This is a genomic window from Winogradskyella undariae, from assembly GCF_013285155.1.
Classification (GTDB): Bacteria; Bacteroidota; Bacteroidia; order Flavobacteriales; family Flavobacteriaceae; genus Winogradskyella; species Winogradskyella undariae.
In genome coordinates this window covers 102,895-119,287 of the sequence record NZ_JABTEL010000002.1, presented here as the reverse complement: position 1 = coordinate 119,287, position 16,393 = coordinate 102,895, and the positions used below count along the sequence as shown (strand labels likewise).

At 31.1% G+C, this 16,393-nt stretch carries 11 protein-coding genes and 1 tRNA gene; 2 read left to right on the top strand and 10 right to left on the bottom strand.

Going from position 1 to position 16,393, the window contains the following annotated elements; genetic code table 11:
- Positions 1-6: 6 nt before the first annotated feature.
- From HSX10_RS02815 to bshB1, 6 genes are all read right to left on the bottom strand, one after another.
- A complete protein-coding gene (locus HSX10_RS02815; RefSeq protein WP_173586690.1) occupies positions 7-1,158 on the bottom strand; it encodes a tetratricopeptide repeat protein in 1,152 nt (383 codons plus the stop codon).
- Between the two features lie 5 nt (positions 1,159-1,163).
- Positions 1,164-2,684: a helix-turn-helix domain-containing protein gene (locus tag HSX10_RS02810; protein WP_173586689.1), complete on the bottom strand. Its 1,521-nt coding sequence runs from the start codon at positions 2,682-2,684 to the stop codon at positions 1,164-1,166.
- Between the two features lie 397 nt (positions 2,685-3,081).
- A complete protein-coding gene (locus HSX10_RS02805) occupies positions 3,082-6,114 on the bottom strand; it encodes a T9SS type A sorting domain-containing protein (RefSeq protein WP_173586688.1) in 3,033 nt (1,010 codons plus the stop codon).
- A 467-nt stretch (positions 6,115-6,581) separates the two neighbouring features.
- Positions 6,582-6,875 carry a hypothetical protein gene (locus tag HSX10_RS02800; protein ID WP_173586687.1) on the bottom strand — a complete coding sequence of 98 codons (294 nt, stop codon included), beginning with the start codon at positions 6,873-6,875 and terminating at the stop codon, positions 6,582-6,584.
- 467 nt (positions 6,876-7,342) lie between these two features.
- Positions 7,343-7,418 (bottom strand) — tRNA-His (locus HSX10_RS02795).
- A 59-nt stretch (positions 7,419-7,477) separates the two neighbouring features.
- Positions 7,478-8,197 carry a bacillithiol biosynthesis deacetylase BshB1 gene (gene bshB1, locus HSX10_RS02790; protein WP_173586686.1) on the bottom strand — a complete coding sequence of 240 codons (720 nt, stop codon included), beginning with the start codon at positions 8,195-8,197 and terminating at the stop codon, positions 7,478-7,480.
- 254 nt (positions 8,198-8,451) lie between these two features.
- On the opposite strand from bshB1, the gene pckA reads away from it, so the two are divergent.
- Positions 8,452-10,062 (top strand): phosphoenolpyruvate carboxykinase (ATP), encoded by a 1,611-nt coding sequence (gene pckA / locus HSX10_RS02785; protein ID WP_173586685.1) that lies wholly within the window; start codon positions 8,452-8,454, stop codon positions 10,060-10,062.
- Between the two features lie 57 nt (positions 10,063-10,119).
- Entirely contained in the window at positions 10,120-10,809 is a 690-nt protein-coding gene (locus tag HSX10_RS02780; protein ID WP_173586684.1) for a DUF2490 domain-containing protein, read from the top strand.
- Here the strand turns inward: HSX10_RS02780 and HSX10_RS02775 are convergent.
- From HSX10_RS02775 to HSX10_RS02760, 4 genes are all read right to left on the bottom strand, one after another.
- The gene (locus HSX10_RS02775; RefSeq protein ID WP_173586683.1) at positions 10,793-11,944 is read right to left on the bottom strand and encodes a trans-sulfuration enzyme family protein; all 1,152 of its coding nucleotides are present in this window, start codon (positions 11,942-11,944) and stop codon (positions 10,793-10,795) included. The genes HSX10_RS02780 and HSX10_RS02775 overlap by 17 nt on opposite strands.
- Positions 11,945-12,075: 131 nt before the next feature.
- A complete protein-coding gene (locus tag HSX10_RS02770; protein ID WP_173586682.1) occupies positions 12,076-15,279 on the bottom strand; it encodes a cytochrome c biogenesis protein CcsA in 3,204 nt (1,067 codons plus the stop codon).
- A 102-nt stretch (positions 15,280-15,381) separates the two neighbouring features.
- Positions 15,382-15,831 (bottom strand): large conductance mechanosensitive channel protein MscL, encoded by a 450-nt coding sequence (gene mscL / locus HSX10_RS02765; protein WP_173586681.1) that lies wholly within the window; start codon positions 15,829-15,831, stop codon positions 15,382-15,384.
- Positions 15,832-15,882: 51 nt separating this feature from the next.
- Positions 15,883-16,275 carry a group III truncated hemoglobin gene (locus HSX10_RS02760; RefSeq protein WP_173586680.1) on the bottom strand — a complete coding sequence of 131 codons (393 nt, stop codon included), beginning with the start codon at positions 16,273-16,275 and terminating at the stop codon, positions 15,883-15,885.
- Positions 16,276-16,393: the final 118 nt, after the last annotated feature.

Sequence of the window (16,393 nt, the reverse complement as noted above, 5' to 3'; positions counted from 1 at the left end):
ATTATGCTATTTAATTTTAATCGAAGGTTTTATGCTTTGAGTGCTTTCTATTTTTTGTTGTAGTGCTTTAATTGCGTTTTTGTTTTTAACTTCTATCAAAACAACGACAATAATGAATGTTAATACAATTAAAATTAACAAGTAAATTCTATTTCTAAATTGCGATTGAATATCATTTAATTCTTCATTTAAATTTTTAGAATTTTCAATAATTGATACGCTTAGAGAGTTGCGTTCAGATTTTTTTATTTCTAATTGTGTCTTTAAAAATAGCTCGTAGTATTTTTGATATTCATCCCATCGGTTTAAGGCTAAATAATTCTCAAATAGCCCTTTGTATATCCCTAAGTTTAAAACTAAATCCCCTACATTTTTAGATTTATCTAAAGCAGATTGTAAGAGCAACACAGAAGCTTCATATTTGCCTTCTAATGTATGTACTTCTGCCATACCTTTTTCCGCAAATGAAACTAAGCTACTAGCATTTTCAATATTTGCTAATTCAATTGACTTATTAAAGCTCTCTTTTGCATTGGCATATTCCGAAAGTAATATTTGGCAATTTCCTTTATTATAATATCCTATACTTCTATTATGATGGTGTTTACCAAGTCTTTCGTACTCTTTTAGCCCTTTTTCAAAAAACGCTATTGCAATATCACAATTTAAATTGTCTTTATATACAAATCCTTTTACTAGATAACTAGATGCTAAGGTTCCTCCAACAACATCTCTATCTGAATAATTTAAACATCTTTTTTCAACTTCCTCCATATACTCTATGGCCTTGTCATAAATTTTGAGTTGCTGATATAGAATTCCTGTTTTAAATAACATTTCTATTTGCAGTTTTTCATTGTCAATTTGACTAGAAAACTCATTAGCTTTAATGATATAATCTAAAGCTTTTTGATAATCTCTTTTTGATGTGTAAGCTGTAGAAACGACCATTAACGCATTAGTCCTCGTTTGTATAGAATAAGAGCTATTGTCATAGACCGTCAAAGCTAATTCAATAGATCTGTTAGGGTCTTTATAAACTGCTTTTGTAGCTTCTTTTACTAAACTGTCCCCTTGCTGTTCTGGTAATTGAATAGCAAAAAGAGAAGGTGTTATGAGAACAAACACACCAAGAAGAAGATAATATTTAAATTTCAAACCCATTAAGTTTCTTTATTATTTAAAATTTCCTCCCGTTCTATTTTTAGTAAATTTATGAATGTCGCTGGAGACATACCCACGATTCCCTTAAATACAGTAGTAAAGTTACTATGTGATGAGAAACCACTTTCATCGGCTAGAAAACTAATTTTATAATTTATGTAATTGGTATCATTTTTTAATTTTTCAATTATATAGTTTACTCTGAGTTTATTTATAAAGGTGTTAAAATTATCGTTATAGTTTTTATTAATAATTTCAGAAAGATACTTGGTGTTGGTTTCAAATTGACCTGCTAATAATGCAAGCGACATATCTTTACTTAAGTATTTTAACGATTTTTCAAAACGCTGAAGCTTTAATATAATATTTTGCTCGGTTTCTTCGGGTATTACTAACCGTTTATTGGCCTGTTTCTGTACATTTTGTGTCGGTTTTACTTTTGTAAAAATATTCCGACTTACTTCTAAATAATTAATAATCTCTCTTTTACGCTTTTTAATGTTTTCGCTTTTTATAAGAATTAAAATCCCAATAATGATAATAAATATGGCAACTGCAAATGAAATGAATAAGTACTGATTGTATTTTGATTTATAACTTTCTAGTTGGCTTTCTTCTTGTCTACTAATAATATTGAAATACGTATTAACAGATTGTTGCTCTATTTCCTCTATTGAATTATTTAGATTTAAAAACTTTTTATAATATACGTTATGTTGATTATTCTGATTAGATGCCAAATAGTTAATTGCTAAATCTCTGTGTATCTGCTCTAATAAAAACTGATTATCTAAAATTTCACCAAATTGTAATGCAATAAATAAGGTTTCTTTACTTTTTTTAAATTCTTTATTCTGAAGATATAACAGTCCTGATTCCTTATAGGTTAAGGCTTTTTCATACAAGTTATTATTTTGAGACGTATTTAATAACTCAAATGTTTTATCCATATATACAAAAGCAGAATCGTACTGATTTAAACTATTATATGCTTTTGTAGTTAATAAATAATACGTTCTTTTTTCATTTTCGTTATTATCTAAAAAACTTTTAAATTGAATTTCCTTCTCTTTTAGCTCCGTTATGGCTTCATTAATCTTGAGCCTGTCTAGAAGCATATTTATATGTTCTAAAAAAATATGATATTCAAAACGGTCTTTTTCTAATAAAATTTCCGAATTTAAAGCTCTTGCTTTATTGAGACACTCTATAGATTGGGGATCTAAATATAGTTTTCGTAATAGTCTAGCCTTAATAATATTATTTTCTATTCGTGTATTTACATCTACTTCTTCTAATTGTTTGACCTCATCAAAGGCATAAACAATAGCATTATCATAATCCCCTTTGGCCATATAACTTTTAGCCAATAGCAAGTTAGCAGTTGCATTTTCATTAGGTTTTTGACTAATATTTAAGATGTGGTCTGCTATTTTTATAGCTTCAACCGGATTAGAATAAACGAGCTCTTCTGCCTTTAAAACAAGATCACTTTGTTGCGCATACAAATGTTTTGACAACAGAAGGTATAGAATTGTAATTACACAAAGCTTTATTAGCGGATGACTGCTAATATTCTTTAATGTTTTTATATTTATTAAATTTAATATCATATTACAACTACAATGCAAATATTGTTTTCGACGTTATACTATTTAAAAATACAGCGCAAATAGACTTTCTTTTTAGATAGAATTACTAAATAGCATCAAAATATAGGTATAAAAGTATTAAACAATACCTATACAACGTAACAATATAAATATAGATTTTTATTTCTAACAAAAACACTTGCATAAAATGTATAAAAAAAGCAGCCACATGGGCTGCTTATTTTTTTTAAAACAAAACATGAGCTATAATCTAATATAGCCCATGTTTATTGATTTGCTATTAATCAATTGAGGTCATTACAGTTTATTTTTTAACAACTTTAATCGTATTCTGAGAACCATTAGTAGTAATTGTAACAAAGTACACACCACTAATTAAATCCTCCATATTAATTGTTGTTTCTAAGCTATTAGGAGTAGCCATCTGAACTTTTTGACCAACAATGTTGTGCACACTAACATTTGAGATTGCGCTTGTCGCTTCAATCGTTAATGTATTTACTATAGGGTTTGGATAGTATTTAAATGTGTCTAAAGTATTTGAATCTAAATTTAATGTAGCATCTGGATAGACTAACAAATCAAAAGATTCAATAGTATTATTATCAAAACTAAAAATTGATATTAAATACGTGTTTCCTCCAACTAATTCTACCGTACGTTCACCTGAATTATAACAATATGTTTCAGCAACATAATTATTAGCTGTTAATGAACAATCATCAGTATTAAATATTGTGTAATTAGGATAACCCACAGTATTTGTAAGGTTAAAGTGATACGTACCAGTTTGGGTTGCTGTAAAGCTATACCAAATAGTTTTCGCTGATGACGCACAAGACTCAGATGATGGGTAGGAGTTTGCAAAATCACCAGATATCATGTTATCTCCATTAGCATCAGTAGACTCAGATAAAACTGTTGGTGTAGCACAGCTATCATTTTCAACAGGAGGTGGTAATTTAAATATACATAAATCGAAATCAATACCAGGTCCATCATCTCCAGATCTTACCATTACATAATAGCTTTCACCACTAGTTGCTGAAAGCACATAAGGATCAGAATTGTAACAATTTGTACTTTCTTCAACTAAAGCTCCACAAGTTCCTGAATAAACAGAGAAATATGAACTTGGATCTAACTGCGTTCTTTCAAAAGAAAGCTTGTATAAACCAGTTTCAGGTGCTGTAAATACATACCATACATCTTTATAAAAAGCTGTAAAGTCAGCGTTGCAGCTATTATCATCCGAAATTGTTGCTCCTACTGTAGTTCCAGTAATCTGGTTATCACAACTTTCATCTGTAGACACATTTAATACTGTAGCATTAGCACACTCATCATTAGCTGGCGCTGCAGGTGGTTCTTTTAAACAGATGTCAAAATTTTGAGCATATTCACCACTATTAGCAGAGCTATTTCTGATATAATACGTGTTACCTACAGTTAAATTATTTAATGTAATGTAGTTGCTAAAGGATGTTACACAAGCCAAACTTGTAAATGAACCACAAGTTCCTTCTAGTAATTCGGTAGCTTGTATTATTCCCCCATCTCCAATTACTGCAACAATATTAGAATATTCTAATATGATCGTTTCTTTGGTAGCTTCAAAGCTAAACCACACATCATTACTGTTTGTAAAATCACAATTTATTGGATTGTTAGTTGATTCTGAAGCTCCTGCATTAGTTGCGCTAGTAACAATCGCACAAGTACCATCTGTATTAATTGTTAAAACAGTACTATTTACACAATCATCATTTGCTGGTGGACAATAAAAGTAAATTGAATCTGAATAAGAACATTCAGTAAAACCATTATTAGTCAATGTAAATTCAACAGTAGTTCCAGTCGGATAAGGCCCAACATTTACAATTCCAGTTGAAGTAATAGCATCGTTTGAATAACCAAAATTATCCGCTAAAGTTAAGTCTAATGCATCACCTAAATAGCTAATATCAACATCTACAGAAAACTCACCTGAATCACATTCAGCAACTGGAGTAACCGTAAATTCAGGATTAATACACTCATTCTGAGTAACAATCATAGAATAAGAAAATGTACCGTCATAACTTGCACGACTCAATACAATAAAATAAGAATGACCAGCCAATAAAACAACATCTGTAAGTTCCATTGTATAAGGTGGTGCAGATGCATAATTATCTCCTAACGTTGCGACACAATTTGATGACGTATCAGGACACCCTTCCATAACGTGAATAGCTGCTGCATATTCAGATACATTGGCAAGACTAATGTCTATTGACATATCTTCATCAGGTGAAATTTGATAGAATACATCATTACCTGTCATAAACGCTTCTGGATAACCACCACAAGGTCCTACATTAATATTATTTTCGTAGTTAGCAGTATCGTCATTAGCAACAATATATGGTAGTGTAGCTATATCTATTGGGCTAGAACATGTTGCTCCTGGTATTGGTGTTAAACGTGTCGTAAAACTTTCTTCTGTACAACCTGTTGCACTACCAATACCATTAAATGGTACAATATTTACAAAATATTCTGTCTCATAAACCAAACCTAAGCCATCTAATGAATAACTTGTAGTTGCTGTAGTAGCTGCATCCACAATTTCAGTTCCCCCTGAAGTCGTACCCACAGAAACCGCATAGCCTGTTGGTAAACCTGTTGCAGCTTCCCAAGTTAAAACGGTATTTAAATCAGCACTTGCAGATCCATTTACAGGATTTAATAATACTGTATCGCAATTTGGCACTTCAGTTGCTATTTGCGTCATTGAAATATTATCTATTACAACAAATAATTTAGCCGTTGCAATTGTTGTTGCAGTTGCAACAAATCGCGCTTGAAAGTCACTACCCGCTGTAAGTGCACCTAAATTAGTCACTGGTATTGAATAACAATTATCAACATCGTTAAAGGTATAATTTGAATCATCTATAGTATATGCTGTAATCCAGTTGACACCTCCATCTAACGAGTACTCAAGAACAACACTTCCCCAACCTTCTGCTGGAGCACTAAATGTAATAGGCGGCCAAAATGTAGCTTGTTCAAGAATATTTACTGAGAAACTAACAGTAAGATCAGTATCATTAGTTATTGTAGTGTAGTTTTGAGTTGTAACAGTTGCTGATCCTGCAAATTCGAAACCTGTAACTAATGCCTTACCAGACCCATCACATACAAAACCAGGTGTCGCTAAAAAGTCGCCTGTTTGAGTCCAATCTGTCGGAAGCTCAAAATCTGGAACATTATTAAAATTTTCAACAATCTCTACTTGAGCGAATGCTGTAATGCTTAAGAGCATCATAAAGTACAAAGTAATTTTTCTCATTGGTTTTGGATTTTAGTTAATAGTCTGAGTTTTGTGTTTTGGCTAATATTTGAAAAGACCAATATAGGAATAGAAATACATTATATAAAGTGGTTGTTTTTAATATTTCCCGAAATACTAAAGCCAAAAACAACACCTAAAAAACTAATAAACAATTACTTAAATAAAAATTATGTTTTTATATTACTTTAGACACAAACTAAGCTAAATCTTGAAATTTTATTGAAATACTCGATAAATACACAAGAGTTAGATAGAAAAAATTTTAACGACAGCATCAATTTATCATGACATTAAACATGAATTTTTTATAAATAATTCAATACTATAACTTATAACTTTTAGTCCTTCACAATCAAAAACTCAGAGCGTCTATTATTAATCCATGAAACTCCATTATCAGTACTATATTCTAATACTAAAGACCCCCAACCTGCAGCTGGTGCTACATAACTCGCTGGCGGAAACTAGCTAACTTGTTCAAAAATATTATAAGAAAAACTTACATTAAGGTCAGTGCCGTTTGAAATAGCAGTATAATTTGGAGTTGTTAAAGTTTCTTGACCTGCTACTGTAAAACCAGTATAAATAGCTTTTTTAGAACCATCACAAGCAAAGTTCGTTGTAACTGCAAAATTAGTATCTGTCCAATTTTCAGGTATTTGATTATTTGCTACATCTTCAAAATCTTCGAGGACTTCAATTTGAGCGTAAGCAGTAATGCTTAAAAGCATCAGAAAATAAAATGTAATTTTTTTCATTCGTTTCAGGATTTAAATAATTAGTTAGTATTAATTATATTCTATGGGAATACAACTCTTCTGAGCTCTAATATATAATAAGAACGTGCGCTAAAAAAGATTCTATATTTGGTATTTACGGAAATTCGAAACAATAAAACAACCTCAAAATACTATAAATTAATACATTAAAAACAAAACACATTTATATCCTACCTAAGATACAAACTGAGCTAAATTTTTATTTTTTATTAAAATAACATATAAAACATACTCTTCAGATAGAAAACATTTAACTAAAAACATGAATTAATGACGAAATTAAGTGTAAGAATAAATACAATAAAACTTATACAGTTTATAAGAAATACTTTTTATTTTTAGATGAACTGAAATTTTTACTTAAGTACAACTTTCACACCAAATCATTTACAATAAAAGTTTATTCCACAAAAAAAGCTTCTCTTTTCAGAGAAGCTTTGTAATTTGGGTGGAAGACCGGGTTCGAACCGGCGACTTTCGGTACCACAAACCGACGCTCTAACCAGCTGAGCTACAACCACCATTTTAAATTGGATTGCAAAGATAATAGTTTTGTTATTATCTGCAAATAGTTTTTTACTTTATTTTAAATTAAATAGAGATTCCACAGCAACATAACGCTCAACTGTATAACCCTCAGCATGTTCTACTCCAATTAAACGTCCTAAATTTCTTGCTCTATAATCTATACTATCTGTAAAGTTTCTGCTAGATATCGGAGTTTCAGGCTCTTTACTATTTGGATCAAAAAATTGTGTTTTATAAGCTAGTGCAGAATCTACCTTTTTATCTATAAATCCTGTAACATCTACAACAACATCTGGTTCAATATCTTTCCATTGTATATAATGATAAACTGTTTTAGGCCTCCAAGGATCTTGAACTTCATTTTCATCATTATAAGTCTCTATCTTCTTCAGTCCACTTAAAAAACAAGCATCACTTACAAGCTGACTTCCTTTAGGATGATCAATATGCCTATCATTAATAGCATTGCATATTATAATTTCGGGTTTATAATAACGAATCATTTTAATAAGCTCTAGCTGATGTTCTTTATCATTCAAAAAGAATCCGTCAGCAAATCTCATATTTATCCTAGAGTGCACTCCTAAGATCTTAGCGGCATTAAAAGCCTCTTCATCTCGTGTTTCTGCTGTACCTCTAGTTCCTAACTCTCCTCTTGTGAGATCTATAATACCAACTTTTTTACCCTTTGAAACTTCTTTTGCGAGTGTTCCTCCACAACCTAATTCTACATCATCAGGGTGTGCTCCAATGGCTAATATGTCTAATTTCATAAAAAAATAAGTTTTCTAATTGTCAAAAATATTAAAAATAAGGTAGATATTACATTTCTTTTTATTTCGCAAACGTTATCGTCTGTATAAATTTGTGATTTTTTCAAAAAAGTGTAATGAAAACTTAAAAATTCATAATAGATTCAAAGTATGACTTTCGTCATAAATAATACTTGATAATGCCTATATCTTTACACTATAATTAAAAGTAAGAAAACAATTAAATTATAGAAACTTTATAAAATAAATCAAACATGAAAACAAGAGATCTCACAAAGTACGGACTAAAAGACACCAATGCACATTGGAATTTATCACCTGAAGAATTACAACGTATCACAGTTGAAAAAGGTATGGGTAAGGAAACTGCTAATGGAACACTTGCTGTAAACACAGGAAAATATACAGGACGTTCTCCTCAAGATCGTTTTATTGTTAAAGACAATTATACTGCTGATCGTGTTTGGTGGGGGAAAACAAATAAAGCTATCTCTACAGAAAATTTTGAACTTTTACAAACTGAAATAACAAAATACTTAAGTGGTAAAGAAATCTACGTAAGAGATGCTTATGTATGTGCTGACCCAGAATATAAAACAAACGTTAGAACTGTAACAGAATTACCTTGGTCTAACATGTTTACTTATAACATGTTTTTAAGATCAGATGAGTCTGAATTAGAAAACTTTAAAGAAGATTGGTTAGTACTTTGTGCTCCAGGTTATGAAGCTCCAGATCCTAAAGCTGTTGGTTTACGTCAAGGTAACTTCTCTATTCTTAACTTCTCTAAAAAAGTAGCTTTAATTGGTGGATCTGCTTATACAGGTGAAATCAAAAAAGGTATATTCTCTTCTCTTAACTTTGTATTACCTGTTGAGAAAAATGTTTTACCAATGCACTGTTCTGCAAATGTTGGTGAAGCTGGTGATACTGCAATTTTCTTTGGATTATCTGGTACAGGTAAAACAACATTATCTGCAGATCCAACTCGTAAGTTAATTGGTGATGATGAGCATGGATGGACAGCTGACAATAATATCTTTAATTTTGAAGGTGGATGTTACGCAAAAGTTATTGACTTATCTGAAGAAAAAGAACCAGACATTTTTAGAGCTGTTAAGCCAGGTGCAATCTTAGAAAACGTAGTTTTTAAAGAAAACGGTGAAGTAGATTATATGGACAGTACTATTACACAAAATACACGTGTAAGTTACCCAATCTATAATATTGATAATATTCAAGTTCCTTCTTACGCAGGAAACCCTAAAAACATATTTTTCTTAACAGCAGATGCATTTGGTGTATTACCTCCAGTATCTAAGTTAACACCAGGCCAAGCTGCTTACCACTTTATTTCTGGTTATACAGCAAAAGTTGCAGGTACAGAAGCAGGTATTACAGAACCAGTACCATCATTCTCTGCTTGTTTTGGTGAACCATTTATGCCATTACACCCAACAAAATATGCTGAAATGCTAAGTAAAAAAATGCAAGACGCTGGCGTTAATGTTTGGTTGATTAACACAGGATGGAGCGCAGGACCTTACGGAGTAGGATCTCGTATTAAATTAAAATACACGAGAGCTATGATTACAGCAATCTTAGATGGAGAATTAGATAATGCTGAATTTAGCCAACACCCAATATTTGGTTTATTTATGCCAAAATCTTGTCCTAATGTTCCTAATGAAATTTTAGATCCAATGAACACTTGGAAAGAAAAAGGAGATTATATCAGTAAGTCAATTCAATTAGCACATTCTTTCCACTTAAACTTCGAGAAATTTGCTAGTGAAGCTTCTGAAGCAATTATAGAAGGAGGTCCATTAATAGATGAACACCACCACTTAAACGATCACGTTTAATCATTAATATAATTGAAAAGAGCCCTAAATAGGGCTCTTTTTTTTGTTTTAAATATTATGAAAAAAATCTTAGCCTTATTTTCAGTACTCTTTATAAGTACCGTATTAAATGCTCAAAATACATCTGAAGATTATTTAGGAGCTTGGTATACACTTGGCGTTAATCATACATTTACAGAACACTTTAGTTTAATGCCCTATGCCGAATTAAGGTTCTATGAACCGACATCAAATTACAATCTTACTTTTTTAAGTCTCAATGCTAATTATCATATTAAAAACAGCCAAACCATAACACTTGCTGCTGCTTATTTAGATATAGATAGCTATTTAGGTAGCGATAATATACCTAATACTATTGAACATCGAATTATGGAGCAATACTCCAAAAAACATAAGTTGGGCAATCTAAGTATTCAGCATCGTTTAAGGTTTGAACAACGTTTTCTAAAGTATACAGATAGAAATGAACTACAACACCGATTTCGTTATCGCTTAAGCTTAAAATATCCTTTAAGTAAAACCTTATTTTTAGGACTTACTGAAGAACCTTTTGTTAATTTTCAGGATCAAGTATTTCATGAAAACCGATTTTATGCTGGTATAGGTTTCAATATTTTAAAACATGCGCAACTACAAATGGGTTATTTAAAACGTCATGCTAAGAAAAAAAATCTAAATAGAATCCAAGTAGGTATTAGCATTCAAACCGATTCTAGAAAACCTAAAACTACTTTAAAGCCATAATTGCTTGATTGATGTCTTGCTTTAAATCCTTTACTTCTTCTATTCCAACAGAAAAACGAATTAACTGATCACTAATACCAACGGCATCACGTTCTTCTTGAGTTAATAAAGCATGAGAAGTTAAGTGCGGAGAAATTACCGTACTTTCTACTCCTGCTAAACTCATAGATGATTTAATAAGCTGCAATTCCTTTTGAAATTTATAGGCATCTAAATCTTCAGTCAATTCAAAAGACAACATCGCACCATAACCACTCATTTGAGATTTAGCTAATTTGTGCTCTGGATGCGATTTTAATCCTGGATAATAAACTTTAGCTACTTTAGGGTGTTTCTCTAGCCATTTGGCTAATTTCACGGCATTATTTGTTTGGGCTTTAACACGTAAGCCTAAAGTTTTCATACTACGCTCTAACATCCAAACGGTCATATCACTTAAGTTTCCACCTAAATTTTTACCGACATTCCAAATGCGTTCTATATGTTCTTCTGTACTTGCCACAACTCCTGCTAGAATATCACTATGACCTCCTAAATACTTCGTTGCAGAATGCATTACCATATCTATACCCAAATCCATTGGATTTTGATTTACAGGCGAAGCAAACGTATTATCTATAGACGTTAATACACCTCTAGATTTCCCTAATTTAGCTATCGCTTTAATATCCGTAATAGTCATTAAAGGATTTGAAGGAGTTTCAATATGAATTAATTTGGTATTAGGTTTTATAGCTTCGTCAAAATCTTCAACTTTATACCCATTAGTAAAGGTGAATTCAATACCGTATTTTGGAAATTCTTCTTTTATAAAATTGACCGTTCCTCCATATAATGTATTCTGAACTACTATGTGGTCACCTTGTTTTAAAAAAGCTAAAAACATGGTACTTATAGCTGCCATACCAGAACCAAAAATTAATGCAGCTTCTGTATGTTCTAAAGCAGCAATTTTTTTTGCTAAAAATTCTTGATTTGGTGTATTAAAATAACGCGGATATCGTTTTACATCCACATCTAGAAACTCATAAGAAGAACTTAAGTACATTGGCGAAACAGCCCCTTTAAATTGTTCATCTTTTACTTCTCCTACATGTGTACAAATGGTATTTAAACCTAATTTTTTCTTTGACATTGCTTTTCTTTTTAGATTCTAAAATTAATAAAAAGGAAAGTAAGTCTTGTTAATTATAAAACAAAATTGGTTAACAAACATAAGCGTTCATCAACCAATTTATTCTATTATACAATATATGAAGTTTCTCTTTACTTCTTATAATGCTTTTTATACTGTACATATGATAAAGTTCCTAATATAGCAATGACACCTAAAGTAATCGCAATAAACTGGAAACTTAAAATTTGATCGCCACTAGCATAAGAATGTAATCCTGATAAGTAGAAATTTACGCCAAAATAAGTCATAAGAATACTCCCAAAGGCAATAATTGACATTAAGTTATAAATCCAACGGCTTCTTAGCCCTGGCACCAAACGCATGTGGATTACAAAAGCATAAATCATAATACTAATAAGTGCCCAAGTTTCTTTTGGATCCCATCCCCAGTAACGACCCCAACTTTCGTTAGCCCACATACCACCAAGGAAGTTTCCAATACTAAGCATTACTAAACCAACGGTTAAAGCCATTTCATTAATAATGGTTAATTCTTTTATGTTGATTAGCATACGATCCTTATTCTCTTTAGTTGTAAAAATCATAAGAAATAATGACACAACTCCTAAGATCATTCCAATAGCAAAAGGACCATAACTTGCTACAATTACAGAAACGTGAATCATTAACCAATAGCCTTGTAATACTGGTTGAAGATTTGCAATTGCAGGATCCATCCAGTTCCAGTGTGCTACCATTAAAATCATAGAACAAACAAATGCTGATGCAGCAATAGTTAAACTACTCTTTTTAACACCTAACAATAGCCCAAATAACATTACGGACCAAGCGACATAAATCATAGACTCATAAGCATCACTCCAAGGTGCATGCCCTGATAAATACCAACGTAATGCTAATCCGCCTAAATGCAATACAAATAATGCTATAATAACACCTATTAATACTTTAATAGCAATATTTAACCACTTACTTCTATATTTAAAAATCTGAATAATAATAAGAATAAACAATACCGTACTAGCATACATATACCAGCTAAATAATCGTTTAAAAATATCATAATCATTATATAGAATTTCAGCATCTATCTTATCATCAGATAACATTACTTTACTACCGTAACGTTGTTGAGTTTTTTTAATGCCGTTAAGTAATTCTTCTGCTTTAGAATAATCTCCTGTTTGTTTCGCGTTATTGAGCGTTACTAAATAAGCACTAAAACCATTGTTTATAAAGTTACCATATAAAGTATCTGTTATTTTTTCTCTATATTCTTGTTCTCTAAACTCTAAAGAAGAAATCCACTTATTATTTTCGTCATTAGGAACAGGAAATATTTTTACAGTACGTCCTTCTATGGCATTGTATAATAAATTAACTCTAGAATCTGCTTCTTTTACTTCTTTTTGAAATCCGTTTGGCTCTGTTGTTTTATAGGCCTCTTCTAAATATGGCGCTAATTTATAACGCCCATCTGGTGTAAAAAAGTCAACAAGCCTTGAGTATTGCTCGTCATAGTCAATACCTATTATAGTTCTGATAGAATCTGCTTTTCTAGATTTTAAATAAATGATTGGCACATTGTACCAAAGCATCGGACTTTCTTGAATAGATAAGAAAACTTGATCGGCATCAAAATCTTCGTAAACATCACTTTTACTCAACTTCCTTAACATTTCTGAAGCATAAGTATGCATCGGCATCATACGACCACCATAATCTTGAACTACCATTTTTGAAAACTTAGCGGTATGCTCTTTTGGTGTGATGTGTACTCTTAAAATAGAATCTATTTGTTCTTTTTCTGGCTGATTTCCATGATTATGACCATCATCTTCTGAATGCTCTTGTGTAAAACCAGAGAAACTGATTAAAAGCAAAATCATAGTCATCATCTTAGCTTTCTTCTGCTTTATTTTACCAAGTCTTGTTCTAATTTCATCAAAGCGTGTATGCTTAGCAAAAAGAATAGCTAACAATCCAAAATACAATAACATATAACCAATATAAGTGATATTAGTTCCCCAAAAATCATGGTTTACAGAAAGTACAGTTCCTTTTTCATCGGGGTGAAAACTAGCTTGAAAAAAGCGATAACCTTTATGATCTAAAACATGGTTCATATATACGCGATAATCAAAATCACCATCTTCTTTATCTAAAACAGTTATTTTACTCTCATAAGACGAATATGCTTTTTCTGTACCAGGATATTTTTCTGCAATAAAATCATTCAATTTAATTTCGAAAGGTAATTTTAATGCTTTAGGTCCATATTTTAATGCTATTTCTAATCCACCAACTTCAATTTCTTCAAATTCGTTATTAGAACCAGATCCGCCTAATAATCCAACTTTTTTTGTTTCACCATTTACTGTAACATTTAAAACAAGTCCGTCGTCATCGCTATTGGTTTTAAACAGTTCTGGCTTTTCTATAATCCCAAAGTCACCTTTCGCTATAGGTTTTGGCATCACGATTTGCATATCACCAATTACATATCTAGATCTTAATATTAAAGGCTGTAAACTATCTTTCGCTAATTTACCAGTTGCCATAGTAGCCATAGTCATATATTCTCCTTCGTAAGGAGACTGAATAAATAAACCATCTTCAGTTTCTGAAATATTTATAGCACCTTCTTGAAATTTATTCAAAGAGATTAAAGTATTATGAAGATTGGTAACTTTACCTTCTTCTAAAAAATGATTGTGTGGCCCGCTTTGGGTACCTTCAACTATTTTTAAATAACGCTTTCCTGTTTCATTAAGAATAATATCTTGCTCTGCACTTTCAATAAATTCTTCTAATTCAATATGAACTTCAGCACCTCCATAATCAAAAGTTTCACTAAAAGTATTATTTAAGCGTGGTGAAAAGTCTACAGCTTCTTCTATTCGGCGTTGTTGCAACTGACCATTCACTTTATAATCGCCTAAAATACGACCACTTATATATGTTTTTTGTGAGAAAAATTCGCTTTGAGTTTCACCTTCTCTAATTGGCATCATTCCTTCAAACCCTACATAACGTGTAATAAAAGCGCCTAAAAGAATAAAAACAAAAGATAAATGTAATATTAAGGTTGCCCATTTTTCTTTTTTATATAAACGGTATCTAAAAATATTACCTGCGAAATTGATTACAAAAAACACCATTATAGCTTCAAACCACCAGGCATTATAAATTAATGTGCGGGTGTATGGCGTTGGGGAAGTATCCATGTTTCTATCTAAAATAGTACCTACAGCCATAGCAACGGCAAAGGCAATAAATAAAAACGCAGTAAGTTTTGTGGAGAATAGTAAATTGGCGATTTTCTTTTGCATAATAATAGGCTTTTTTAAGCTCGCGCAAAGATATAGTTTTTAACGATTAACATAAAGGGTTTAATACCTCTAAAGATGTTAAAATTCTAGTAAAAAAAGAGCTTACTTAGTTGTATTTGCTTTTAGCATTCTATTTTGCTCTATCATCAATTCTTTTAGGTCTGTTAAAAGCTGAATATCTTTTGGTGTCACTACTGTTTTATCCTTTGCATCGTGAGATTTAGTTCTAAGGCGATTCATGAATTTTACAATAATAAAAACTGTAAACCCAATGATTAAAAAATCTAAAAACACTTCTGATAATTTTCCATAAGCTACAGAAACCTCGCTTATTTTAATGGCTCCTGTTGCATCTAAAATAGCCTCTCTTAATACTAATTTCTTTTCTCCAATATTTACACCATCAGTTAATAAAGATAAAGGTGGCAAAATAACCTCTTTAGCCAAGACATCTATTACTTTATTAAATGCTGCTCCAATGATGATACCAATTGCCATATCCATCATATTTCCTTTTACAGCAAATTCTTTAAACTCTTTTAATAAGCCCATTCTTATCGTATTTAATAATTATAAGGTGCAAATTTAGAAAGATGCAAATTATTATTCTGAGTTTCTTGCAGCAAAAATATTCATGTACATAAAAGTTCCCATTTTACGAGCTCTGCGTTTGGCATTCTCTGCATAATCTCCTTCAAATAATTCATCTATAGTCTGAAACCATAAATTTAACCATATACCAAAATGTAATTCTGTAATACTATGGTCAAATGCAGCATCTACCCTAGTATGTGCTTCTAAAGGATTTCCTGAATATTTTGTTTTTAGAAATAAACTAGATTCCCAAAAGGTGGTTAAATGATCTAAATGTGCATCCCAATCCTGTATGGTTTCATTAAAAAACGGCCCTAATTTTTCGTCTTTCCTTACTTTTTTGTAAAATTCAGAAACTAATAGATATATATCTTCTCTGTTTTTTAGATCTTCTTTTTTCATTGATTTACTTTTCATATTTAAAAATAGATAGTACCATAATTTACAATTATATTTTTTACATCTCAGGTTTCTCAATATATTTCTTCTCTATTAATATTTTTACAACATTGATTTCAAA